20 protein-coding genes and 3 pseudogenes are annotated in these 25,298 nt (G+C 65.0%); 18 read left to right on the top strand and 5 right to left on the bottom strand.

Going from position 1 to position 25,298, the window contains the following annotated elements:
* Window positions 1-36: 36 nt before the first annotated feature.
* Window positions 37-1,167 carry a serine hydrolase domain-containing protein gene (locus TX80_RS04335; RefSeq protein WP_049921693.1) on the top strand — a complete coding sequence of 377 codons (1,131 nt, stop codon included), beginning with the start codon at window positions 37-39 and terminating at the stop codon, window positions 1,165-1,167.
* On the opposite strand, the gene TX80_RS04340 is transcribed toward TX80_RS04335, so the two are convergent.
* Complete coding sequence (locus tag TX80_RS04340; protein ID WP_049921695.1) at window positions 1,168-2,457, bottom strand: molybdopterin molybdotransferase MoeA; 1,290 nt, start codon at window positions 2,455-2,457, stop codon at window positions 1,168-1,170.
* Window positions 2,458-2,677: 220 nt separating this feature from the next.
* Between TX80_RS04340 and TX80_RS04345 the strand changes: the two genes are divergently transcribed.
* The 9 genes from TX80_RS04345 (at window position 2,678) to speB (ending at window position 11,532) form a co-directional block, all read left to right on the top strand.
* Window positions 2,678-3,109, top strand: a complete 432-nt coding sequence (locus tag TX80_RS04345; protein WP_081661434.1) for an Hsp20/alpha crystallin family protein — start codon at window positions 2,678-2,680, stop codon at window positions 3,107-3,109.
* 66 nt (window positions 3,110-3,175) lie between these two features.
* Window positions 3,176-4,792 carry an ABC1 kinase family protein gene (locus tag TX80_RS04350; RefSeq protein ID WP_049921696.1) on the top strand — a complete coding sequence of 539 codons (1,617 nt, stop codon included), beginning with the start codon at window positions 3,176-3,178 and terminating at the stop codon, window positions 4,790-4,792.
* A 61-nt stretch (window positions 4,793-4,853) separates the two neighbouring features.
* On the top strand, window positions 4,854-5,921 hold the full coding sequence (locus TX80_RS04355) for an enolase (protein ID WP_049921697.1): 1,068 nt from the start codon (window positions 4,854-4,856) through the stop codon (window positions 5,919-5,921).
* Window positions 5,922-6,065: 144 nt separating this feature from the next.
* Complete coding sequence (locus tag TX80_RS04360) at window positions 6,066-7,241, top strand: hypothetical protein (RefSeq protein WP_230198665.1); 1,176 nt, start codon at window positions 6,066-6,068, stop codon at window positions 7,239-7,241.
* Window positions 7,238-7,900, top strand: a complete 663-nt coding sequence (locus TX80_RS04365) for an ABC transporter ATP-binding protein (RefSeq protein ID WP_049921699.1) — start codon at window positions 7,238-7,240, stop codon at window positions 7,898-7,900. The genes TX80_RS04360 and TX80_RS04365 overlap by 4 nt, the downstream gene beginning before the upstream one ends.
* Window positions 7,900-9,042 (top strand): ABC transporter permease, encoded by a 1,143-nt coding sequence (locus TX80_RS04370; RefSeq protein WP_049921701.1) that lies wholly within the window; start codon window positions 7,900-7,902, stop codon window positions 9,040-9,042. The genes TX80_RS04365 and TX80_RS04370 overlap by 1 nt, the downstream gene beginning before the upstream one ends.
* Before the next feature lie 74 nt (window positions 9,043-9,116).
* Window positions 9,117-10,229 carry an aminotransferase class I/II-fold pyridoxal phosphate-dependent enzyme gene (locus TX80_RS04375; protein ID WP_049921703.1) on the top strand — a complete coding sequence of 371 codons (1,113 nt, stop codon included), beginning with the start codon at window positions 9,117-9,119 and terminating at the stop codon, window positions 10,227-10,229.
* Window positions 10,230-10,306: 77 nt separating this feature from the next.
* Window positions 10,307-10,681 carry a translation initiation factor IF-5A gene (locus TX80_RS04380; protein ID WP_049921706.1) on the top strand — a complete coding sequence of 125 codons (375 nt, stop codon included), beginning with the start codon at window positions 10,307-10,309 and terminating at the stop codon, window positions 10,679-10,681.
* Complete coding sequence (gene speB, locus TX80_RS04385) at window positions 10,681-11,532, top strand: agmatinase (protein ID WP_049921709.1); 852 nt, start codon at window positions 10,681-10,683, stop codon at window positions 11,530-11,532. The genes TX80_RS04380 and speB overlap by 1 nt, the downstream gene beginning before the upstream one ends.
* A gap of 40 nt (window positions 11,533-11,572) precedes the next feature.
* On the opposite strand, the gene TX80_RS04390 is transcribed toward speB, so the two are convergent.
* On the bottom strand, window positions 11,573-12,484 hold the full coding sequence (locus TX80_RS04390) for an acetamidase/formamidase family protein (RefSeq protein WP_049921711.1): 912 nt from the start codon (window positions 12,482-12,484) through the stop codon (window positions 11,573-11,575).
* A gap of 118 nt (window positions 12,485-12,602) precedes the next feature.
* Here TX80_RS04390 and TX80_RS04395 point away from each other — a divergent pair, with 118 nt between their 5' ends.
* Entirely contained in the window at window positions 12,603-13,370 is a 768-nt protein-coding gene (locus TX80_RS04395; protein ID WP_049921713.1) for a Nif3-like dinuclear metal center hexameric protein, read from the top strand.
* Window positions 13,371-13,681: 311 nt separating this feature from the next.
* Window positions 13,682-14,755 (top strand): deoxyhypusine synthase, encoded by a 1,074-nt coding sequence (locus TX80_RS04400; protein ID WP_049921715.1) that lies wholly within the window; start codon window positions 13,682-13,684, stop codon window positions 14,753-14,755.
* 27 nt (window positions 14,756-14,782) lie between these two features.
* Here the strand turns inward: TX80_RS04400 and TX80_RS04405 are convergent.
* Window positions 14,783-15,084 (bottom strand): annotated as a pseudogene (locus TX80_RS04405) (nucleoside triphosphate pyrophosphohydrolase).
* Between the two features lie 127 nt (window positions 15,085-15,211).
* On the opposite strand from TX80_RS04405, the pseudogene TX80_RS04410 reads away from it, so the two are divergent.
* From TX80_RS04410 to TX80_RS04420, 3 genes and pseudogenes are all read left to right on the top strand, one after another.
* Window positions 15,212-16,523 (top strand): annotated as a pseudogene (locus TX80_RS04410) (RNA-guided endonuclease InsQ/TnpB family protein).
* Between the two features lie 306 nt (window positions 16,524-16,829).
* Window positions 16,830-17,921 (top strand): NAD(P)/FAD-dependent oxidoreductase, encoded by a 1,092-nt coding sequence (locus tag TX80_RS04415; RefSeq protein ID WP_049921716.1) that lies wholly within the window; start codon window positions 16,830-16,832, stop codon window positions 17,919-17,921.
* Between the two features lie 46 nt (window positions 17,922-17,967).
* Window positions 17,968-18,564 carry an HAD family hydrolase gene (locus TX80_RS04420; RefSeq protein ID WP_049921717.1) on the top strand — a complete coding sequence of 199 codons (597 nt, stop codon included), beginning with the start codon at window positions 17,968-17,970 and terminating at the stop codon, window positions 18,562-18,564.
* Window positions 18,565-18,618: 54 nt separating this feature from the next.
* Here the strand turns inward: TX80_RS04420 and TX80_RS04425 are convergent, their stop codons facing one another.
* A complete protein-coding gene (locus TX80_RS04425) occupies window positions 18,619-19,005 on the bottom strand; it encodes a pyridoxamine 5'-phosphate oxidase family protein (RefSeq protein WP_049922202.1) in 387 nt (128 codons plus the stop codon).
* Window positions 19,006-19,149: 144 nt separating this feature from the next.
* On the opposite strand from TX80_RS04425, the gene TX80_RS04430 reads away from it, so the two are divergent.
* Window positions 19,150-19,755 carry a hypothetical protein gene (locus tag TX80_RS04430; RefSeq protein WP_049921719.1) on the top strand — a complete coding sequence of 202 codons (606 nt, stop codon included), beginning with the start codon at window positions 19,150-19,152 and terminating at the stop codon, window positions 19,753-19,755.
* A gap of 34 nt (window positions 19,756-19,789) precedes the next feature.
* Here TX80_RS04430 and TX80_RS04435 read toward each other — a convergent pair whose 3' ends face one another.
* Window positions 19,790-20,470 (bottom strand): glycosyltransferase, encoded by a 681-nt coding sequence (locus TX80_RS04435; protein WP_049921721.1) that lies wholly within the window; start codon window positions 20,468-20,470, stop codon window positions 19,790-19,792.
* 772 nt (window positions 20,471-21,242) lie between these two features.
* On the opposite strand from TX80_RS04435, the gene TX80_RS04445 reads away from it, so the two are divergent.
* Complete coding sequence (locus TX80_RS04445; protein WP_049921724.1) at window positions 21,243-24,053, top strand: glycoside hydrolase family 31 protein; 2,811 nt, start codon at window positions 21,243-21,245, stop codon at window positions 24,051-24,053.
* A 699-nt stretch (window positions 24,054-24,752) separates the two neighbouring features.
* Window positions 24,753-25,298 (top strand): annotated as a pseudogene (locus tag TX80_RS04450) (hypothetical protein); the annotation flags it as partial.

Here is a 25,298-nt window from a genome sequence, read left to right on the forward strand (position 1 = left end):
CCAACCGTTAACCGTCCGCCCGGAGACGACGGAGGTATGCCGCGTCTCACGGCGACCGATCGCGAGCGCATCGCCGATCTGTTCGACCGCCACCTCGAACTCGGCGTCCACCACGGCGCACAACTGGCCGTCTACGCCGACGAGGAGTGCGTGCTGGATCTGGCGGGCGGGGTCACCGGACCCGACGGCGAGACGACGACGCCGGAAACGCGCCACGTGCTGTTTTCCTGTACGAAACCGTACGCGGCCGTCGCGTTACACGCCCTCGTCGACGAGGGCGACCTCGCCTACGACGATCGGATCGTCGACCACTGGCCCGAGTTCGCCGACTCGGGAACGACGAAAGCCGAGGTGACGGTGCGACAAGTACTCTCCCATACCGCCGGTCTCCCGTACGGCGAGATCAACGACCGGCCCGAAGCGTGGACCGACTGGGAGACCGCCGTCGAGCACGTCGAAGCGATGGACCTCGTCTTCGATCCCGGCGAGCGACCGGCCTATCACGCGCTGACCTTCGGCTGGCTGGTCGGCGAACTCGTCAGGCGGGTTTCGGGGTCCCCGATCGAGGAGGTCGCGGCCGATCGGGTGTTCGAACCGCTGGGAATGACGAACACCGGCATCGGTCTCCGGGCCGACGAACGGGACGACGTGGCGACGCTCGTCGGCTTCGAGACGTTCGACCGGTGTCGGGACCCCGGTGAAGGGCTCGGGGCGGACCACGTCGAACTCGCGGCCCTGTTCAACGAGGAGGCGTACCATCGGGCGGTCATCCCCGCTTCCAGCGGCATCGGCACAGCCCGCGATATGGCACGGTTCTACGCCTGTCTGGCCAACGACGGCGAGTTCGAGGGGACCCGCGTCCTCTCCGAGTCGATCGTCGACGAGGCGACGGCGCTCGAGGCGGCGACCGACGCCGACGGGACGCTCTCCCGGCCGGCGCGGTTCGCACTCGGGTTCTGGAAGGGCGGCACGAAGGCGGACCCGTACGGCTCGCTGTCGCCGCCGCGCGTGTTCGGCCACGCCGGCCTCGGGAGCAGCGTCGGCTGGGCCGATCCCGACGATACCGTCGGCTTCTCGTACGTGACCAACGGAGTTCGGGACGGCACCTACGAACACGTCGTTCGCTCGAACGCGCTCGCGGACGCGGTCCGACGGGCGATCCGGTAGTTACGGGGTAAGCTCCCAGTTTTCGACGGGAACGGTCTCGCCGGCCGGAATCCCCTCGCGGTCGTCGTCGACGACCACCCAGCCGTCGGCGAGCGCAACGCTCGAGAGCACGCCGGAGCCGCTCGCTCTGGTCGGCGTGGCGGTATACCGCGGCTCGTCGGACTCGACCGTGGTCCCGTCCCGCGGTTCGAGTTGGACCCGGACGAACGTCCGGGTGCCCGGTTCGCTGGCGACCTTGCGCTCGAGTTCGGCACGGACGGTCGGGTGCGGGTCGGGCGTCGTCCCCTCGAGCCACCGCAGGGTCGGCCGGAGGAACTGGACGGCGTTGACGATGCAGGCGACCGGGTAGCCGGGGAGTGCGAGGACCGGCGTCCCCTCGACGACGCCGAGACAGACGGGGTGGCCGGGTTTGAGGCCGACGCCGTGGACGAGCACCTCCCCGAGGTCGTCGATGACTTCCGGCAGGTGGTCACGTTCGCCGACCGAGGAGCCGCCGGTCGTGACGACCGCGTCCTTCGTCAGGTCGCGCTGGATGGCGACCCGGAGCGATTCCGGATCGTCGGTGACGACGTCCCGATAGGTCGCCCGGCCACCCCAGCGGTCGACCAGCCGCGAGACGGTGAGCCCGTTCGTCTCGACGACCTCGCCCGGCCCGGGATCGCCCTCGACGAGTTCCTCGCCGGTGGGGATCACCCCGACCGTCGGGCGCTGGGCGACCTCGACGCGCCCGTACCCCGCGGATCGCAAGAGCCCGAGATCGGACGGCCGAAGCCGATGGCCCGCGTCGTAGAGGCACTGTCCCGCCTCGATGTCCTCGCCGATCGGCGCGACGTTCTCGCCTTCGGCCACGGCGTCTGCGATCTCGAGTTCCCCCGCCGACTCGAGTTCGGTGACGTGTTCGATCATCACGACGGCGGTTGCTCCATCGGGGAGGGCGCTCCCGGTGTGAACGCGGGCTGCCGTCCCGGGGGTGACGGTGGCGTCGTCGCCGGTCCCGTCGGCGATCCGGAGGACTGCCGGCGATCGCTCGCTCGCCCCGAACGTGTCCGCGGCCCGGACGGCGTAGCCGTCCATCGCCGCCCGGCGGTAGTGGGGGACGTCTCGAGCGGACTCGACGGGTGCCGCCAGCACGCGGCCGTCCGCCCGCTCGACGTCGACGGTTTCCGTTCCCGTCGTCCAGTCGTCGTCGCCACGTCGCCCGACGGCCTCCCTGAGGATCCGGCGCGCCTCGTCGACCGGCGTGCGTTCCTTGAACCCGGCCTCCGTGCGCTCGCGGTCGGCACCTTCCATACCCGGACTCGGATCGCCGGACGCTAAAAGCGTAGGGACTCGACGACCCGATCAGCACGGACCGAGGTTCATCTCGTAAGCCGGGAGTCCCCGGTTCGCACTCGCGAGACGGTCGGTTGCTGTTCGCTGCCCGAAACGGCCGGGCGAGACACGGTCGCCGGCCGCCCACGTATCCACCGCTACCGCGGGCTTTTTCGTATCGGCGTTCGAACCTGTAGCCATGTCAGCGCTCCGCGATGCGTTGCGGGATCTCTCCGAGGACGTCTTCTTCGATCTCCTCGAGAACGAGGGGGCATACCTGCTCGTGATCGACCTGCCGGGTATCACCGCCGAGTCGGTCGATCTCTCCGTCGAGGACGGCCGACTCTCCATCGAGGCCCAGCGAGAGAAGTCCCTCCCCGACGACTACCGCTATCTCGAGGAAAACAGGTCGCTGTTTTTCGACCTCGAGCTTCCGCTCCCGGCCGACGCCAGCGGGGACAAAGCGGAGGCAGCCGTCGAACGGGGCGTACTCGAGTTGACGATCCCCAAATCGACCGCCGAGGAGACGACGATCGACGTCGTCGACCACGAAGAGGGCAGTGACGATCGATCCCGGACGCAAGACGGGACGAAAACCGAGGGGACGGACGAGGACGCGGAACCGAGGTGACCGAGGCTGGCGTTTCTCCGCGCGTACAAGCGGTTCGTCCTCGTCGCGTGGCAGTTCCTCCCGCTGTTGCTGGCGTACGCTCGTGACCGGCGTCGGTTCTTCCTGTTCGGCAGCCCCAGAACGGTCGATGCCGACACGCACCGTCATCGCGCCGAGGTGTTACTCGAGTCGCTGTTGACGCTCGGACCGACCTTCATCAAACTCGGCCAACTGCTGTCGACCCGACCCGACGTATTACCGCCGGCGTACATCGACGTCCTCTCGGCGCTGCAAGACGACGTACCGCCGGCCGAGTGGGGCGAGGCGAAACGGGTGCTCGAGGACGAGCTGGGTCCCGTCGACGAGCGCTTCGCATCGTTCGATACCGACGCGATAAGCGGGGCGAGCCTCGGGCAGGTGTACCGGGCGCGGATCGAACGGGACGACACGACACAGGAGGTCGCGGTGAAGGTCCGGCGACCGAACATCGAGGAACTGGTCGCGGCCGACCTGCGGGTCATCCACTGGTCGTTGCCGATCCTGCTGTACTTCGTCGACGAATCCCGCGCGTTCTCGCTTGAAAACCTCGCCGACGAGTTCTCCAAGACGATCCGCGAGGAGATGGATTACGAGCGCGAAGCCGAGATGTTGACGGAGATCCGCGCGAACTTCGCGGCCGACGACCGGTTTCTCATCCCCGCGGTCGTCGAGAGCCACTCCGGCCCGCGGGTGCTCACCATGGAGTACGTCGAGGGAACGAAGATCAACGACGTCGAAACGCTCGAGCGAAAGGGAATCGACCGGACACAAGTCGCGGAGAACCTCCAGCGGTCGTACCTACAGATGATCATCGACGACGGGGTCTTTCACGCCGACCCCCATCCGGGAAACCTCGCGGTGACCGACGACGGACGGATCGTCTTCTACGACTTCGGGATGTCGGGCCGGGTCGATCCGTTCGTTCAGGAGAAGATCGTCGACTTCTACGTGGCCGTCGCCAATCAGGACATCGACGGCATTCTCGACGCCCTGATCGAGATCGGGACTCTCTCGCCCGACGCCGACCGCGGGGTGATGGCGGAGGTGATGGAGATCGCCATCCAGGACGCCCGCGGCGAGGACGTCGAACAGTACCGGGTCAATCAGATCGTCGGACAGATCGAGGACTCGATCTACGCGTTCCCGTTTCGGCTGCCCAAGAACCTCGCGCTGGTGCTTCGGGTCGCGACCGTCGTCGAGGGGGTCTGTGTCACCCTCGATCCGGACTTCGATTTCATCTCGACCGCGACGGCCTACCTGACCGAGCAGGGCTACCGCGAGGAGTCGGTCCGGCGCTATCTCGAGGAGACGGGCCAGCAACTCCGGGAAACCGGGGAGTCGCTGACGCGACTCGCGCCGAAGGCCGAACGGGCCCTCGACCGACTCGATCGGGACGATCTCTACGTCCGCATCGGCGTCGAGGACTCCGAGGACGTTTTCGAAACCCTCGCAAAGCGGCTCGTCTACGGCATGCTCCTGACGATGTCGCTGTTCTCGATGGGCGTGCTGTACGCGCTCGAGGCACCCGAGGCATCGATCGTCGCCGCCGTCTTCTCGGTCGTCGTGACGATCCAGCTTTACCGGTCGTTCCGCAAGCCACACGCGATCAGGGCGAAACCGCAGTTCACGCGACAGAACCTCCGAAAGCGCCGCGGCGAGGAGTGAACGGACCCGTTCGTTCCCGGCCGCCGGCAACCCTCTTTCCGCTGGTCCTCGTGGATCCGGTATGGACTACGACCGGATCGCCGACCTGCCGCTGACGATCGACGGCCTCGAGAGCACGCGACTGGAGCGCGAGACCTCGAGCGAGTTTACCCGCGTCACGACGGCGATTTCGCTTACGGGACCGGACGGCGACGGAACGGCTACCGGGCGCGGCGAGGACGTTACCTACGAGACCGACGCCCACGACCGGCTGGCCGAGGCGGGTCTGCCGGACCTGACTGGCGAGTACACCGTCGACTCGTTTGCCGATCGGCTGGACGAAATCGATCTCTTTCCCGGCAGTCCGCCCGACCGCGAGGAGTTTCGGAACTACCGGCGGTGGGGCCTCGAGAGCGCGGCGCTCGATCTCGCGCTCCGGCAAGCCGAGACCGACCTCGCGAGTGTCCTCGAGCGGTCCGACGAGCCGGTCCGGTTCGTCGCCAGCACCCGCCTCGGCGAGCCGCCGACCGTCGAGCGGCTCGAGCGGCTTCGCGAACGGGTACCGGAGCTGGAATTCAAACTCGATCCGACGCCGGCGTGGGACGCGACCCTCGTCGAAAACGTCGTCGGGACCGTCGGAACGGACGCAGTCCGCATTCTGGATCTCAAGGGCCGATACGAGGGGACGGAGGTCGACGTGCCCGCCGATCCGGAGCTGTACGAACTGGTGCTCGATGCGTTTCCGAGCGCCGTCGTCGAGGACCCCGCGCTGACTGACGAAACGCGCCCGCTGTTCGAGGACTCCGCCGTCCGGTCGCGCGTCTCGTGGGACGCGCCGATCCACGGACTCGAGGACGTGGAGGCGCTGCCCTGGGAGCCCGACTGGCTCAACGTCAAACCCTCGCGGTTCGGCTCGCTCGAGTCGCTGTTCGAGACGCTCGGCCACTGTACCGACCGCGGGATCCGGTGTTACGGCGGCGGCCAGTTCGAACTCGGCGTCGGCCGCGACCAGATCCAGACCCTCGCGTCCCTGTACTATCCCGATTCGCCGAACGACGTGGCTCCACGCGCGTACAACGATCCCGGCGTCGAAAGCGAGCTGCCGGCAAGTCCGCTCGAGCCGTCGGCAACCCGGGTCGGCTTTCGGTAGTTCGAGCGCAACCGATCGCCGCCGCTCGTGCTCGCTGAGGAATGCTCGCCGACGAGAAAGATTAATGTCGGTGCGATAGCATCCGTAGAATTACACGATGAGAGCCGTACGTTCGAGCCGTCGTACTCGCGGGGGGATCAGTACGTGAGCCGTTCATGGTTGGGCGTTTCGTTCGTCGTTGGCGTCCTGTTTCTGGCCAGTGTCGGAACGCCGGTCGTTGCGACCGACGGATCCGGGACGAACGTCCAGATTTCGTCGGTTTCGGTGACACCGGACGATCCGACGACCGGGGACCGTGTCACTCTCGAAACCAAAATCTCGAACCTCGAGAGCAGCAGCGAAACGATCGAGGTAGCGGACATCTACGTTCGGGCGTCCGGAAGCGCACAATCGCACGGCCGACTGCAAAACGTCGGCTCCGTCGGTCCGGGCGGTTCGATCACGGTGCCGCTGTCGGCGACGTTCGATAGCCCGGGCGAAAAAACGCTGACCGTTCGGGCCGTCATCGAAGACGAGTCCGGGGACCGCCAGACCTACGAGTATCCCGTCTCGATCGACGTCGCCGATCCGACCGTCAAAACGGACCTCTCGGTCCAGTCGCCGGCCAATCGATCCGACGTCACCGAGGTCGAACTCACCAACTACGGCAACGTGAACGTCTCCGACGTCGAGGTGGCTGCGGCCGTCGACGGTGACGTCGTCGCTCGACACCCGATGCACGACCTCGAACCCGAGTCTAGCCGTACCGTTCGGTTCGATACCGAAGCGCTGTCCGGAAAAGCGGTCACGTTCACCGCAACCTACACGGCTGCGGGCGACGCGCACGAGACCGTTACCACCGAAACCGTGGACGAGCCGGTCGAGGGGGAGATCAGACTAACCGGCATCGAAGCGACCGTGACCGGCACGGACGTAACGATCAGTGGCGACGCCGCGAACATCGGGAGCACCGATACCGAATCCGTGATCGTCAGCGTCCAGAACGGCGACGGCGTGAGGCCGGTCTCGCCGTCGGGCGAGTACTTCATCGGACCGGTCGACGCCAGCGAGTTCGCGACCTTCGAACTCACGGCGGCACTCGAGAACGGGACGTCGTCGGTACCCGTCGAAATCGCGTACATCGTCGACGGCGACCGGATTACGACGACACAACGGATCGACGTCAATGCTGCGGGCGCGTCCGTCGCAAGCGTCGAGGGGCAGGCACCCGACGCTCCGGGAGGGGAGTCCTCCGGATTCTTCGGCGGAGTTAGCTGGGTGCTGATCGGCGTCCTCGTCGTCGTTGTCGGCGGCCTCTACTACGCCTGGAACCGCGAATGAGCGTCATCGAACTGGACACCGTGGTCAAGCGGTACGAGAGCGGTACCGAGACGGTCGAGGCGCTGAAAGGCGTCGATTTCCACGCCGACCGGGGTGAGATGGTCACGGTGATCGGTCCCTCGGGGTCCGGCAAGAGCACCATGCTCAACATGATCGGATTGCTCGATACGCCGACGCAGGGGACGGTTCGACTCGACGGCCGGGACGTGACCGACTTCACGGCGGACCAACTCACGGAGGAACGCCGATCGGTGATCGGTTTCGTGTTTCAGGACTTTCACCTGCTGCCGATGCTCACCGCGATCGAGAACGTCGAACTCCCGTCAATGTGGGAGCCGTCGACCGATCGCCGCGAGCGCGCGATCGAGTTGCTTCACCGGGTCGGACTCGGCGACCGACTCGAGCACACACCCGACCAGCTGTCGGGCGGACAGTGCCAGCGCGTCGCCATCGCGCGGGCGTTGATCAACGAACCGGATATCGTTCTCGCGGACGAGCCGACCGGGAATCTCGACCAGGAGACGGGACGGACGATCCTCGACGAACTCACTCGGCTCAAAGAAGCGGAGGACGTCGCGATCGTCTCGGTGACCCACGACGAGCAGATGGTCGAGTACGCCGATCGCGTCGTCCGGATCGTCGACGGGGTGATGCAGTGATGGGACGCAGGGGCATCCTGCGGCGGTTCCCGAGCGCCCTGATGGCCTGGCGCAACCTCGGCCGGAGCCGGGTCCGGACGGGATTGGCGACGCTCGGGATCGTCATCGGCGTGATAGCGATCGCGTCGCTCGGAATCGCCGGCGCGGCGATCCACCACCAAGCGACGGCGGACCTCGAGAGCCTCACGACCCAGGTGACGGTCTCGTCCGGCGAGGACAGTCCCACCGACGGCGTCACCACCAATCAGATCGACGAGATCCGCCGCCTCTCCAGCGGTGCCGAGGTCGTTCCACAGCGATCGAACTTCACGACGCTGTCGGCGAGAAACGGCCGGGAGGTAACCGTCGGCGTAACCGGCGTGACACAGGCGAGCACACTGTACGACGTCTCCGAGGGCGAGGCTCCCGACCGGCTCCGGTCCGGCGCGTTGATCAGTGCCAGCACGGCCACCAAGCTCGGTCTCGAGATCGGTGATCCCGTCAAGTTCGACGGGTCGCTCTACCGCATCAAGGGGCTCATCGAGTCCGAGCGCGGATACTCCGTCCGTGGGAGCCTCGTGGTTCCGCCGTCGGCGTTCTCCGACCGGCAACACTACGATACGGTGACGGTCATCGCCGACGACGGCAAGCACGCCCAGCGGACCGCCGACGCGATCGAGGAGCGGTTCAACGACGGCGACGACGAGGAGGTACGCGTCCGCAGCAACGCGGATGCCCAAGAGCGAGTCAGCGAGTTCATGTCCACGCTCAACCTCGCGTTGCTCGGGATCGGCTCCATATCGCTGATCGTCGCGAGCGTGGCCATCCTCAACGTCATGCTCATGAGTACGATCGAGCGCCGCGGCGAAATCGGCGTCCTTCGCGCGGTCGGGATCCGTCGCGGCGAAGTCCTCCGCATGATCCTCACCGAGGCGGCGCTCATCGGCGTGGTCGGCGGCGTAATCGGTGCAGCCGGTTCGCTGCTGGTCGGACTCGCGCTATTTGACCTGCTCGTCGGCGACGCGACGCTGGTCTTCAAGTGGCACAGCGCCAAATACCTGGTGTACGGGTTCGGATTCGCCGTCGTCGCGAGCGTACTGAGCGGCCTGTACCCGGCGTGGAAGGCGGCGAACGATCGCCCCGTCGAGGCCCTCAGAGGGTAAACCGTTCGGTCCGCTCGGGGAGTCGGCGACCGCGGACCCGAACGTGCATATGCCGATCGCTCCAACCGGAGACTATGCAGATCGAACCCTTCGGTCTCGAGCGGTGGTTCGCCGAGTACGAACACGGGGCGGAGATCATGCTCGCCGAGAGCGGCGTCCGGAGCCTCGGTTCCGGGCGGTTCGATACCGATCCCGGCGAGCTGGGGTACGTGATTCCGACCGACGGCGACCCCGAGGTTCGGGCGGCCGTCGCGGACCGGTACGACCGCGACGCCGATGAGGTGGTCTGTACCTGCGGCACACAGGAGGCGAACTTCCTCGCGGTTCTCGCCGTCCTCGGCGGGGCGCATCCGCTCGACGGCCAGCGGACCGCCCGCTCGTCGTCCGGGACCGCACACGCCGTCGTCGTCACGCCGACCTATCAGGCGCTCCACGCCGTCCCCGAAGCCGTCGGCGAGGTGACGCGTGTGCCGCTCGAGCCGCCGAACTGGGAACTCGACATCGACGCCGTCGCCGACGCGATCCGGTCCGACACCCGGCTACTCGTGGTGAACAACCCGAACAACCCCACCGGACGATACCACCCGCTCGAGCGCATCGAGGCGCTGTACGACCTTGCCGCGGACAACGACGCGTACCTGCTATGTGACGAAGTCTACCGCCTGCTGGCCGAAGACCCGATCCCGCCGGTCGCGAGCATGGGGCCACACGGCCTCTCGACGGCGAGCCTCTCGAAGGCCTACGGTCTCGCCGGACTGCGCTTTGGCTGGCTGGCCGGCGATCGGGCGGTCGTCGACGCGGCCTGTCGCTGGAAGGACTACACGACGATCTCGCCGGGCACCTTCGGTCAGCACGTCGCGAAACAGGCTCTCGAGGACGATACCGAAGCGGAGATCATCGCTGAGAACCGCGACCTCGTCTCGCGGAACCACGATCGCACACAGGCGTTCCTCGAACGCCACGGCCTCGAGTGGTACGACCCGGTCGGCGTCAACGGGTTCGTGACGATCCCGGACGAGTTCGAGAACGGTCGCGCATTCTGTCGAACGGTCGTCGAGGAAGCGAGCGTCGTCCTCGCGCCCGGCGAGTTCTTCGATCACCCCGACCGGTTCCGGATCGGGTTCGGGCTGCCGACCCCGGAACTCGAGGCGGGGCTCGAACGGATCGAAGCGGTACTCGAGTCGTGAGCGATCCGTTGCCGGACTGAACTCGCTGCAGCGAGCATTCCAAACGGTTTATGGCCGTCGGTTGATTACGCCGCGACATGGCGAAACAACAGACCGAAGTTCGCGACCTCCAGGAAGGGAGCTACGTAATGATCGACGACGCGGCATGTAAGATCAACTCGTACTCGACGGCCAAGCCGGGGAAACACGGCAGCGCCAAGGCCCGCATCGAGGCCGAGGGCGTCTTCGACGGCAAGAAGCGATCGCTCTCCCAGCCGGTCGACGCGAAGATCTGGGTCCCGATCATCGAGCGCAAACAGGGGCAGGTCGTCTCCGTCGACGGCGACGACATGCAGGTCATGGATCTGGAGACCTACGAGACCATCACGATGCGCATCCCCGACGACGCTGACGTTTCCCCCGACGAGAACATCGAGTACCTCGAGATGGAAGACCAGCGAAAGATCGTCTGATGTTTCCCGGGGCGACTGACGAACGCGAGGGGACCGACGCGCGAGGGCGGGAGTCCGACCGTGGAGGCGCGAACTTCGTGGTCGTCGGTGCGCCCCTGGACGCCTCGACGACCTTTCAGCCGGGGACCAGATTCGGTCCCCAGCGGATACGGACGTTTGCAGAACCGTTCGACGACTATGATCGTCGAACGAACCGATACTTTTCCGAGCTCGGCGTCGCCGACCACGGCGACGTCCGCGCGTGGGACGACGCCACGGAGTACCTCGAGTTCCTCGCAGGGACGCTTCGCGATGTCGTCTGGGACGACGCCGTCCCCCTGTTGCTCGGCGGCGAACACACCGTCTCGCTGGCGGGGGTCCGGGCCGTCGAGCCCGAGGTGGTCGTCTCGCTGGACGCCCACCTCGATCTCCGCGACGAGTACGACGGGAATCCGCGCAACCACGCCTGCGTGATGCGGCGCGTCCTCGAGGACGTCGACTCGGTCGACGAACTCGTCGTCCTCGGCGCGCGAACGGGAAGCGAAGCCGAGTGGGAGCGGGCGAGCGAAAGCGACGTGACGGTCGTGCCGCCCGAGGCCGTCGCCGAGTGGTCGTTCGACGAGCGGTTGGCGGACCGGGACGTCTATCTGAGCGTCGACATCGACGCCGCCGATCCCGCGTACGCGCCGGGAACGGGCACGATGGAACCGTTCGGCCTCGAGCCCCGTGAACTGCGCGACGTCGTTCGCGAGGTCGGCCCCCACGCAAGCGGGTTCGACGTGGTCGAGGTCAACGACCGCGACGACGGACAAACCGCGGCGCTTGCGGGCAAACTGGTCCGGGAGTTCGTGTTCTCACACGCCGACGCGTAACGGGAACGGCCTACCGACTCGCCACTCGGTCGGGAGCCGCTCAGAACGGCGACGAGAGGTACGCCTTCGGCACGGCGTTGCGCACCGTCACCAGCGGATCGACCACCTGACTGATCTCGAGGCCGCCGACGAGGCTCGAGACCATGTAGGCCTCGGTTCGGTCGAACCCGTGTTCGGCCGCGAGCAGGTCGATGGCGTCGCCGTTCGCGAGTTCACACGCGGCCTCGAGCGTCTCCGCACTCGCGATCGTTTTCCAGGCGTCGGGCGTCTCCACGAGCGGCCGCTGGAGGGCGAGTTCGGGCGTCTCGATCACGTCGACGGTGACGTCGATTTCGGTGGCGATCTCCGAGCCAGTCCCGCACATCTCGCCGTCGGCCATGGCGGCCTTGCAATCGCCCATCGCGAGCATCGCTCCCTCACGGAAGACCGGGAAGTACGCGACGTTGCCCGCCGTCATATCCGTCGTGTCGAGGTTCCCGCCGTGGTCGTGTGGGACGAGCGTCGTGTACGACTCGGAGTCGGGTGCGACCCCGATCGTCCCGATGACGGGCTCGATCGGCACCTCGAGATCGCCGAACGCGATCGTTCCCGCGTCGCCATCGACGGGCGTCAGTCGCGTCCGCGGCGCTTCGATCCCGTCGTGGCCGTCCAGCAATCCGAAGCCGTCGGTCGTGATCACGCGCCCCTGTGGCTCTGCGATCCGGATTTCCGCTATCTCGACGCGCAAGACGTCGCCGGGGTCGGCTCCGTCGATCTCGATCGGTCCCGTCGCGGCATTGACCTCCTCGGGGACCGATTCGAGCACGTCCGTCTCCGCCTGTACCGCCCCGTCGAGGCTGTCCCTCGTCTCGATCGTCAGTTCCGTTCCCGGCTCGACCGTCGCGATCCCCTCGAGATCGGGCGTAAACTCGTAGATCGCTCCGTCCTCGTGCGAGACCGTCCGTCGTGACATACGCGGCGCTTCGCGGAGCGAGCTCTTAAATCGGCCTTTCACCGACCCGTCGTTCGATCGCCCGGCTGTCGGCAAGAAACCAGCCGGATACAAGCCCCCGGCGACGAAACGGACGCGTATGGATCGCACGGAATTCGTCGATCGCCTCGACGAGCGGTTGCGCACCGACGACTACGCCGATCTCGACGCCAGTGCGAACGGATTGCAGGTCGGCTCCGACGACGGCGAAATCGAGCGCGTCGCCTTCGCCGTCGACGGCGTCCGGGAGACGTTCGAGGCGGCGATCGACGCCGGCGCGGACGTGCTGGTCACCCACCACGGCATCTCGTGGGGCGGCTTCGACCGCGTGACGGGCCGTACCTACGACCGGATCGCTCCCCTAATCGAGAACGACCTCGCGCTGTACGTCTCGCACCTCCCGCTGGACGGCCACCAGGAACTGGGCAACGCCGCCGGCGTCGCCGACGTCCTCGAACTCGAGGACCGGGCACCGTTCGGCGAACTCGGCCCCGAACACGTCGGCCAGCGCGGCACCGCTGCCGAGCCGTTCACGACCGCGCAACTCCGCGAGCGTCTCGAGCGCGACCTCGAGACCGGCGGCCAGCCGGTCCAGCTGCTCGAGTTCGGTCCCGACGAGATCGAAGATGTCGCTATCGTTACCGGCAGCGGCACCGACTGGCTCGACGAAGCCGTCGCGGCCGAGGCCGATGCCCTCGTAACCGGCGAGGGGAAACAGAAAGTCTACCACGAGGCCCGGGAAGCGGGCATCAACGTCTTCCTCGCTGGCCACTACGCGACCGAAACGTTCGGCGTCCGGGCGCTGCAGGAGCTGGTCGAGGAGTGGGGTCTCGAGACGACCTACCTCGAAGTTCCGACCGGGCTGTAGTCGACATCGCGGGACCACCGAAAAGATCGCTCGTGTCTTCCGAATCGACGGTTCCACCGCCTCGCCCGTTATCCACGTCCCTCGTGGACGCATCCTCGGGGCGGTCGAGCCAGCACTCGGGACCCTCGTTGCGCTGACGGGACTGCTCAACGCCGTCTGCTATCTGCTGTACCGGACCGTGGAATACTGGCATCGGGTCCGGGCGTAGGGGCGTAACAAGACGGAACCGTCGGTCGGGCGTCGGTCGCTGTGGGATCCTCGAGACGGACCGAATCGCGACGTTCAAACCGCTGGCACCCGGAGACGAGGATATGAGCGACGAGGACGACACCGAGAGCGACGGTAACGGCGGGACGGAACACGGTCACCACGACCCCGACAGGGAGGCGTTCTCGCACGATCCCGTCGGCCACGCCGAAGCCCGTGCCGGCATGACCGTCGGCGAACTCGCCGACGAATACGGACACGCCGGCGTCGGCGCGGCCGATCTCCACGAGGCCGTCGGCGTCGCCGAAGCGATGTTCGACGACGACGTGACCGTCTTCTTCAGTCTGGCAGGTGCGATGGTGCCGGCTGGGATGCGACAACTCGTCGTTGACCTGATCCGGGACGGCTACATCGACGTTCTTGTCACGACGGGGGCGAACCTCACCCACGACGCCATCGAGGCCATCGGCGGCAAACACCACCACGGCGAGGTCCACGCCGAGGGGAAAACCGAACGCGAACACGACGAAACGCTGCGCGACGAGGGCGTCGACCGGATCTACAACGTCTACCTCCCGCAGGAGTACTTCGCGACCTTCGAGTCGCACCTCCGCGAGGAGGTCTTTCCGGTGCTCGAAGCCGAATCCGAAACGGACGGGTCGGTTTCGATCCAGCGGCTCACCGAGGAGCTCGGGCGGGCCAACGCGGCGGTCAACGAGCGCGACGACGTCGACGAGGACCCCGGCATCGCCGCCGCGGCCTCCGAGTCGGACGTGCCGATCTACTGTCCGGCCGTCCAGGATTCGGTGCTCGGCCTGCAGGCCTGGATGTACTCCCAGACCTCGCCGTTCTCCCTCGATGCGCTGGCGGACATGACGCCGCTGACAGACATCGCCTTCGACGCCGAGGAAGCTGGCGCGTTCGTCGTCGGCGGCGGCGTCCCCAAGAACTTCACGCTCCAGACGATGCTCGTCACGCCCGGCGCGTACGATTACGCCGTTCAACTCACGATGGACCCCAAACAGACCGGCGGCCTCTCCGGCGCGACCCTCGACGAAGCCCGCTCGTGGGGCAAACTCGAGAAGGACGCCGAGAACGTCTCGGTCTACGGCGACGCGACGATCACGCTCCCGCTGGTGGTCGCAGCCGCGCGAGAACGAGTCGAGAACGCCGACTAACGGGGTCGGAACTGCTCGTGGGCCGCGTCAGGCCTCGGTTTCGACGCGCTCGAGGACGAGCCGGTCGCCGAACCCGCCCCGTTCGTCGGCCTTCCGTGATCGACGGTCCTCGAGTTCCGCCTCGGAGAGGCCCTCGAACGCCCGTATCGCGTGAACGACCTCGAGGATATCGGCCAACTCCTCGGGGGTTCGATCCGTGGCGTACTCCTCGACTTCCTCCCGGAGTTTCTCGACGAGGTACGCCTCGTACTCGCCGTCGTCGTTTGCGGTTCGAACGACCGGTACGTCGCCGTTATAGAGATTACAGCGGGAACAGCGCGAAAGCCCACGGCTTTAGTCGTGGGATGAAGCCGACAACTGGGGGACTCACCATGCTCGAACGATCGGATGGATATTCTACGACACCCATCGTCTTTAATAAAGTAGCACTCGTAATTGGTTATGAAGGCAGTACGGATGTTGAAGACGACCCGCACCTACGTCGCACGCATCACGAACCACTCACAGGTTCGTGACGACCTTGACCAGTGCGGGTTCTCCGCATCCAAACTGTGGAACGTCGGCCGCTACTACATCCAACAACGGTGGGATGAAGACGGCGAGATACCCGACGAATCCGAGCTGAAATCGGAGCTGAAAGACCACGAACGCTACAGTGACCTGCATTCTCAGTCAAGTTCGTTCGAGACGGCGAAGCCGTCTCGTGATGCCAATGAGCTTTGCTCATTGAGCACAGCGAGTTCTCGAAGAGCTTGCTGAGGCGTTCACCGGCTGGTACAACTCCGACGACGGCAATAACCCACCGGGCTATCGGAAACGTAGCGATCGACACCCACGCTCCACCGTGACGTGGAAACAGAAAGGCATCAAGCATGATGCTAAGCACAACCGTGTTCGGCTCTCGAAAGGTTGGAACCTGAAAGATGGACGATCGGACTTCATCCTCGCGGAGTACGAAACCCGCCCTGACGTAGAAGTCGAGAACATCCAGCAAGTGCGTGCCGTCTGGAACGACGACCGCTGGGAACTCCACCTCGTCTGCAAGAAAGAGATTCCTGTCGAGGATGCACCCGGCGACAACACTGCTGGTATCGACCTCGGTATCAGCAACTACCTTGCCATCGACTACGAGGACGGCCCCTCGGAGCTGTATCCGGGGAACGTGCTGAAAGAGGACAAGCACTACTTCACTCGCGAGGAGTACCAGACCGAAGGCGAGAACGGCCCGTCGAAGCGTGCGCTCAAGGCTCGCCGAAAACTCTCCCGGCGCAAAGACCACTTTCTCCATACGCTCTCGAAACACATCGTCGAGCGGTGTGTCGAAGAAGGCATAGGAGAGATCGCAGTTGGCGATCTCAGCGACATTCGCGAAGACGAGAACGGCGACTCGCGTAACTGGGGTGTGTCGGGGAACAAGAAACTCCACGGATGGGAGTTCGACCGATTCGCCCGTCTGCTCGAATACAAGGCCGAGGAACACGGAATTCTCGTTGACCGCGTGGACGAAGAGAACACCTCGAAGACGTGTTCGTGTTGCGGGCAGATTCGAGATGGGAACCGCGTGGAGCGTGGTCTATACGTCTGTTCGTCGTGTGAGACGTCGATGAACGCGGACGTGAACGGTGCGGTGAACATTCGCAGAAAGATAACTCAGAGTCCCCCGACCGGGGATATGAGTAACGGCTGGGTGGCACAGCCTGGAGTCTTGCTGTTCGACCGCGAGAGCGGACGGTTCACACCGAGAGAACGGGGAGACTGCAAACCCTAATATCCCAACGCTGAGCGAATCTTCGATTCGCTTGACTCGGGATTCCTCCGCCTTCAGCCGGAGGAGGATGTCAACGTATTCTCGAGCCACGGTCGACGTTCGAATGGCCCCGCATTGAACGTTGGGCGTCTCGCCGGGAAGCGGTCCGCCGCCACCTCGAGTGCCCTCGTCCGGAAGCGGCGGGACGATCACGCCAGATGACGCGGGACACGGTGTTGGTGGGGAGTTCAAACGGCTCCGGCAGTGGGCCGGGACGGCCGCATATGCACGGCCCAACCTCAACCCGCTTGGCGTCCTCCCACGACTATGCCCGATCCACTCGCGTACGAGGTCGCGGTCGTCGGCGGCGGCCCCGCCGGCATGACGACGGCGCTGTACACGACCAGACTCGGCCACCGAACGGCGGTCTTCGAGAAGGAAGGCGGTCGGCACGCGGCGGTCACCCACGTCCACAACCTGCTCGGGGTCTCGGAGACCGTCTCCGGCCAGCAGCTGGCGGCTCACGCCGTCGATCAGTTCGAACACTACGGCGGCGACTTCTTCCCCGACGCGGTCGAGTCCGTCGGACGGGTCGACGACCGCGACGGGACCGACGACCCCCGATTCCGACTCGAGGCCGCCCACGGGGCCGTCGAAGCCGAACGGGTCGTCTTCGCGACCGGATTCCGCGATCGGAGCCCGGACGTGCCGGAGCTCGAGCGGTTTACGGGTCGCGGCCTCCACTACTGTCTGCACTGTGATGCGTACACGCTCGGGGACGCTCCCGTCTTCGTGCTCGGCCACACCGAAAGCGCAGCCCACGTCGCGATGACGATGCTCAACTTCACCGACGACGTCGACCTCCTGCTGGACGCCCGCGAGCCCGAGTGGGACGACGAAACCGACGCCCAGTTACGAGCCCACCCGGTCGATCGGATCGAGACGGCGGTCGTCTCCGCGTACGAAGGCGAACGGACCGACGCGGACGAACAGCCGTGGCTCGGCGGCCTCTCGTTCGGGGACGGGACCGAACGGGACTACATCGGCGGCTTCGCCATGTACGGGACGGCGTACAACGCCGACCTCGCTGCGGCACTCGGCTGTGAACGCACCGACGACGGCGCGATCGCCGTCGACGACGACGGGAATACGAGCGTCGACGGCGTCTACGCCGCCGGCGACGTGACTCACGGCCAGAACCAGACCACGATCGCGATCGGCGATGGGGCCGCCGCCGGACTCGCGATCCACAAGGACCTGCGTCGGTTCCCGAAAGCGCTCGCGGAACTCGAGGACGAGGAGGTCGACCCCGATCTCGAGGCCCCCGGAAGCAAGCCGGATCTGCGGGCGCGAATGCGACGCGTTCGCGCCCGGCGGACGCATCCGGGACTTCGCGAGCCGTCGCCCGGTCGTGAGTGACCGGCCGTCCCGTATTCTTTTGCATCCCGAATACGAATCGCCGTCAATGGACGCGCTCGTCTTCGATCTGGATGGGACGTTGCTTCGACTCGAGCGGGCGTACCGCGATGTCCTGGCCGACGCGATCGCGGACGTTCGAGGCGACGCCCCGGACGGCTGGCTCGCGGCGTACGACGACGCGTTCTTCGCGGGTTTTGACGCGTTCGAACCCGCTCCCGTCCGGCGGGCGTTCGACCGAATCGACGGCTGTTCCGATCCCGAACCGTACGCGGCAGCCCTCCTCGAGCGGGAACTCGAGTCGCTCGCCCCGCCAGCGAACGTCCACGCCGATCTCGAGCGGCTGGCCGAGTCGTTCGAACTCGGCGTCCTCACCGACGGCGTTCGCGACTGGCAACTCGAGAAGTTGCGAGCGCACGATCTCGAGCCGTACGTCGACGCGATCGTCGCCTCCTACGACGTATCGGCACACAAGCCCGCTCTCGCGCCGTATCGGGAGCTCGAGGAACGGCTGCCGGCCGACCGGTACGCGATGATCGGCGACAGCGACGCCGACATCGAGGGGGCGAGAAACGCAGGCTGGGCCGCGTACCGGTACGACGGGGGCGGGTTCGGGGAACTTCCCGAAGCGATCGGCGAACGCTGAGCAGCGCGGGCCGAAACGACCCGCCCGATCGAGAGCGGCCCGTCACCCTCGACGTCAGTAGGTTCGGGAGGTCGTCGATCCGACCTCGATTCGGACCAGCGTGTTCTCGGCGTACGCCCCCGGCTCCGCGCCGTACTTCTCGTTGATCCGTCGGCGAGCTGCGGTCGTCTCCGACTCGTCCTCGACGATCGTCGCCGTCCCGAGCAGCGTTACCATCCACTCGGTCTTGCCTCCGTCATCGGCCTGAACCGAGAGGGCAACGCGAGGATTCGAGCGGATGTTAGCCAGCTTTCGGCCCGTCGTCACGATCTCGACGATGCCGTCCTCGTACCGATACCAGACCGGGGCGACGTGCGGTCGTCCCTCGGTACAGGTACCGAGGTGGGCCATCAACGGCTCGCTCTCGAGCAACCGTTCCGCTTCCGCTGGGACGTTCGACACGGTGTGTCCCCCGTTCCGATCGGTAAAAAACGGCCGCCATGAGGGTGCCGTCCGCGCCGGCCGGAAACACCCCATTCGATACGGCGGCCGGATCGAACACCTTAGTATCGGAGGGGTTTTATTATATATGTTCTAACACGATGTATGAGATATCGGATCATCGTTCCCGTCTCCGCATTGCTTTTGCTGTTGCTTCCCTCCACCGTCGCGGCACAATCCGCGTTCAACTGGCTCAGTGAGGGGTATCCGATCCACTATCGGATGGGTGCCGAGTTCGCCGTGACGGCGTTTGTCGGTATCTCGCTTCTCGGTCTCTTTCCGGACTGGGGCCAGCAAGCAGTTCGAACCGCCAGACACAGCACGCTGCTCTCGATGGCTGTCGGACTACCGGGGCTATTCGTCTTCGTGACCCTGTGGTTGTTGTCGCTCGTCCTGATCGCAACCGTCATCGGGATGCTTATCGGTATCCCGCTCGCGGTGTTCGCTATCGTCTTCGAAATCGTGTGGGGGACCGTCGGCTACGTTGCCGTCGGCACCGTTCTCGGAGCGCGTTTCGGGACGGACAACGCGTGGCTCGGCATCTTCATTGGTGCGCTCCTGAGCGCGCTGTTCGTTCCGATCCCGTACCTCGGGACGGCCCTTGGCGTCCTCGTCGCAATGCTCGGTATCGGTGCCAGTCTTCGCGTGACCTTCGGCAGTGGAGGCGTCGACAGCCGCGAACGGACGGCCCCACCCGCCCACCGAACGTGACGTCCCGTCCCGCTCGAGCCGGGCCGATGGCACGTCACCCCTTCGATCGGAGGCGATCGACGTCCAGCCGCAGATAGTGCCACAGCGTCCCCGTCAGTCCGTGGTCGGCGATCCGCCGACCCGAACTCTCGACCAGCACCGACGGACAGTACGCCGTCGGATACCGACCCGCGAGCCGCCGGCTGAACGCCGTGTCCTCGTTTGGGACGTCCGGAAACCCGCCGACTGCGGCGAACGCTCGCCGATGGACAAAACAGTTGAAACCCGGCAAAACCGGTCTCTCGAGCCGCGGGAAGACGTAGTTGATCGTCGCTTCCATCAGTTTGGCCCGTCGCGGACCGGTGATCCGACAGGACGAACTCGCGGCTGCGAGCCCGTTTGCCTCGACGAACCCGAGCATGTCGGTCAGGTAGCTCGCACGAACTTCCGTATCGGCGTCGACGAACGCGAGCCACTCGCCGGTCGCGCGCTCGGCACCGAGGTTCCGTGCTCTCGCGATGCTCGTTCCCGGTCCCGAGACGACGGTCGCGCCGTACTCGCGGGCGATGGCGGGCGTGTCGTCGCTCGAGTCCCCGTCGACGACGAGAACCTCGTACTCGTAGGCCGTATCCAGCGCGGCAATACTCGCGAGCGCCCCCCGAAGGTACTCGGCCTCGTTTCTCGCGGGCACGACGAAACTGACGTCTGCACCACTCTTCCTATCGTCGCCCGTCATCGTCCTACTCGAGCGGTCGCGGGCGCGGGTTCTCAAGGTGTCGGACTCGATTCCCCGAACACACCAGAGACGGACGCGATCCGTGTTCGATGCTGTGGGCTTTGTCGCATTATCGATCATTAACTTTTATGAGGGTGGAGTCAGTAGGAGGGGGTACAGATGTCGGTCGTACGCGTAGTAGCCTGAGCCCGTTTCCACCGACGAGTACCGCTTTTCGACGATCCCATCACCCGACCGACATGAGCACACGAACACCACCCCACGCCGACGCCGAACCGACACCGAATCGACCCGAAACTCGCGGCCGAACGCCTTCGAAGACCACACTCCCGGTTCAGTCCCCACGAGATCCGCAGTCAGCTACCGATCGCGCCCCGCAAACGTTTGCCCGTCGGGATCGAACCCGGCTCGAGAACCTGATCGACGAGTGGAACGCGGCGTTTGCGAACCACGGAAGCGGCCGCCGTTCGTAAGCGTCAGTTGACGGCCGTGTTCGTTCGGAAACCCAACCAGTAAACGAACCGGAAGCGAACGCTCGAAGGAATACTTCCTCCGGGGGCGGCGCAGCGATTCTCTCCATGCGCTCATCGATTTCGGCGCAGAAGTTCGTACTGCGACTACTCCGAACGAGGTGAGTTCTCCCGTCGATGCCGTTTGTGAGTACCACCTGAACGAAGAGCAGTCCGAAGCTAATTTGCACGATTACCCACAACTCCTATTAGTATTGATTCGATAGAAAATTTTAATACAACTATAGTTAATTCTCCAAGCGATGGGAGGTCGGTTATCCCCGTTTGCGACGCGACGAACTGTCCTACAAGCATCGGCTGCGCTGCTGGCGGGCGGGACGCTCGCATCGACATCGGCGCGGGCGGATCACTACGACTCGAAGATACACTACGAGCCGGAACTCGACGAGGATAATCTCCAGACGCTGTCCGTTCGGGGCTACGAGATCCTCGAAGACGGGGTGAAAGTCGATCTCGGCGAGTACGAGGGGTACGTTCGGCTGTTCGCCGACGATATGGCCCGCGTTTCGATCGTCGAACGCGGCGAGGAAGAGTACGAGTCCCGGGGGATCGCGAAGGGGCGAACCGAGTGGGACGCGCCCGAGTTTACTGTCGATACAACCGACGAGCGGATCGCGCTCGAGACGGCGACGATCACGATCGAGATCAACAACGGTCTCTTCGGCGTCAGGTTCCGTGACGACGACGGAAACGTCATTAACGAAGACTATCTGGAGAAGGGGACGCCGGGCTACGAGGACGGCAAACCGTACGCATACAAGAAAACTGACGAGGACGAGGCGTTTTACGGATTCGGCGAACAGCCAGGAAACGAACTCAACAAACGGGGCGAGAAACTCGAGCACTGGAACACGGACCAGTACGCGTACAGCGCGGACAACGACTACGTCTACACGTCGATTCCGTTCTTCGTCGGCCTGAAGGACGTCGGCGCTTACGGGATCCTCTTCGACGATCCCTGTCACTCCGTGTTCGAGATGGCGACCGAGTCAGACGACTACTACTCCTTCTTTTCCGATGGCGGCCAGTTGACCTACTACTTCACCTACGGCCCCGACATCGAGGGGGTGCTCGAGCGGTACACGGAGCTGACCGGGACAATGGAGCTCCCGCCGAAGTGGGGACTCGGCCTCCACCAGAGCAAGTGGGAGTACACCCCGAAGGAGATCGTCGAAACCGCCGAGACCTACCGCGAAAAGGGGATTCCGCTGGACGCGATGCACTTCGACATCGACTACATGAACGAGTATCGCGTCTTCACCTGGACCGACGAGTACCGCGAGGCGCTCCGGCGCGTCGAGTCGGTTCCGGGGATCAGAACGGTTGCCGTTAACGATCCCGGTGTCGCCGCCGTGGAATCGTACGACAACACGCCCGACGACCCGTCCAAGGACGAGAACCCGTACGACGGAGAGTTCGACGGTGACGCGTCTGACGGCGACCGGTCCGGCGACGACCCGTCCGGTGACACGCCCTACGACGGTACGCCAGACGCCAGCCCGCGGGAGGACGGCGTCTCCGTCACCACTAGCGATATCCCCGACGACCACACCCCGTACGACGTCTACATCGAGGGGACGAAAAACGACTACTGGGTGAAAAACGCCGACGGCGAGACCTTCGTCGGGAGGGTCTGGCCGGACGAAACGGTCTGGCCCGACTTCGCTCGGCCGGAGGTCCGTTCATGGTGGGCCGAGCAACACGACGCGCTGTTCGAGGCTGGGATCGACGGAATCAAAAACGACATGGCCGAACCGGCAGTGTTCCAGGAGAATGAGAAGTACGACTGGACGATGCCGGTCGACAACGTCCACGGGACCGGCGAGGATGCGATGTCCCACGCGGAGTACCACAACATGTACGGCTTCGACATGGCTAGAGCTGCTCACGAAGCCTACGATGTCTACAAACCCGACGAGCGGCCGTTCCTGTTGAACCGGAACCTGTACGCGGGCGGACAGCGCTACGCGGCGCTCTGGACCGGCGACAACGTGAGCTCGTGGGCGCACCTGCGCAAGTCGATCCCGATGCAGCTGAATCTGGGACTGTCGGGACTTGCCTTCGTCGGCCACGACATCGGCGGCTTCGTCGGTCGGCCCAGTCCGGAACTGTTCGCCCGGTGGATCGAACTGGGCGCGTTCGTCCCCTACTGTCGAAACCACGCGGACAGCCACACCAAGGTCGACGACGGGGAGCCGCGCAACCAACACCCCTGGACGTTCGGCGACGAGGTCGAAACGATCAGCAAGACGTACCTCCGGCTGCGTTACCGGCTACTCCCCTACCTCTACAACGAGTTCCGCGAGGCCAGCGAAACCGGCAAGCCCGTTCAGCAGCCGCTAGTGTTCCACTTCCAGAACGACGAGCGTGCCCGCGACGTCGACGATCAGTTCATGTTCGGCGACGACCTGCTGATCGCGCCGGTCCTCGAGGAAGGCGCGACCGCCCGCGAGGTCTACCTGCCCGAAGGCGAGCAGTGGATCGACTATTGGACCGGCGAGGAGTACGACGGCGGACGAACCCTCACGGTCGATGCGCCGCTCGACCACCTGCCGATTTTCGTTCGGACCGACTCCATCATCCCGATGCGGGAAGTCCAACAGTACACCGACGAACAGCCGTTGACGACGCTCGTCCTTGACGCGTACGTGGATGGGGAAGCGACGTACTCCTTCTACGAAGACGACGGCGAGAGTCGCGCCTACGAGGACGGCGAGTACAACGTGACCGACTTCTCCGTCTCGACTACTCCCGGCGGCGTAGTCACGTTCGAACACGAGTCGGTCGCCCGGAACTACGACGGGTCGCAGCTTTCGTCGTACGTCTTGAAACTGAATCGAGCGGAATCCCCGCGGAAAGTGCAGGCAGCTTCGACGAAATACGAGGCCGTCGACGACGCGGAGACGGTGGAAGACACCCCCGAGACGTTCGCCTACAGCGAAGAGGAGGACGCCGTTTTCGTGCACGTCCCCGCCCACGAGGACGAAACGGTGAAGCTCTTCTTCAACGGAACAACCGGCGGCCGCCGGAACCACGGGAACGAGAGCAAGTAGTCGGGCGTTCGGCAGGCCGATCACCGACGCCGCGACCGCCCGATCGGTTCCGCAGGTCATCCCCGACACTAAATCGAGGACGTATCAGCCAAAACCCGAGTGACACCCGCGATTCGACCCGTTGCAGATGTCGTCCCGCTCTGCCGTCCCGAGGTCGTCTCGAAGATCCGCCCGGTCCGACTCGACCCGGGACCAGTCGTAACGACGATGGCAACCTCTTGACGGACCGAACACACGAACTGGTAACCCGTCCACGGACTCGAGCCGACACCGAATCGACGCCCGCACCCGCTACCGAGCGATCGACTCCGCCGTCCTCGAGACAACCGACTCGAGCGCCGCGAACGATTCGACGGCGGATCGGACGCCCGGCACCGACCGCGCGCCGGCGATATTCTCCCGCCGGCATACAGTCCACCACAATAACCTCATCGACGAGTGCAACGCCGCCCTCGTTCGGCGGTTCCTCCCTCGTCGTCGCGATCCAAACCGTCTTGGACTCGAGTCCCATAGTCCCGCGTGGCCGATGACGACGCACCCGCTCCGAGCCGGACTCGGCACCCGGCGGTGACGAGCCCTATGAGTGCCGAGGCCTTCGGTTTACATGTGCAACTCTCCGTTTGACCGAAAATTCGACCAAGATCCTTCTAGATCGGCCAGTGCGTAAGATACATTAGATCAACAAATAACTAAAGTGTAATGTATCTCTACACGCCGGACGAAATCGATCGAAAGCGGGCACATCATCAGGCAGTTATTCAAGGATCGGACGATCTTGATGTCAAACGCATCGGAAATCTCGGTGAACTCGCGTTCGAGCAGTTTTGCCGCGAATATCTCCCCGTGGAGATGTGGGACTGGCAAAACGAAGCGGCCATCCGTCGGTGTAATCCCGAGAGTTTCTCCGGTCACGACTTCGAGGTGTTCGGATACGAAATCGACGTGAAGACCTCTCGTGATGTCTCTGCTTTCCGGCCCGCGAACATCCTCGAGAATGACCCGGACGACGACATCATCGTGATGGTCTGGCATCGAGACAACGAAGACGCACTCATCCTCCTCGGCTGGGAACGGACTGAAACGCTCAAATCGAAGGTAAAGACTCAGGAGTCATACTCCGGTGAGGAACCCGAGAAACTGGCACATTTAGCCGCTCGTCCGATGAACGAGTTGCACGACTTGGGTCCGAACACAGCTCATCTCAACCAGAAACCGGAGAACCCATTCTCACCTGGCGATCGTGTG

Origin of the sequence: Halopiger djelfimassiliensis (genome assembly GCF_000455365.1) — an archaeon.
Classification (GTDB): Archaea; Halobacteriota; Halobacteria; order Halobacteriales; family Natrialbaceae; genus Halopiger_B; species Halopiger_B djelfimassiliensis.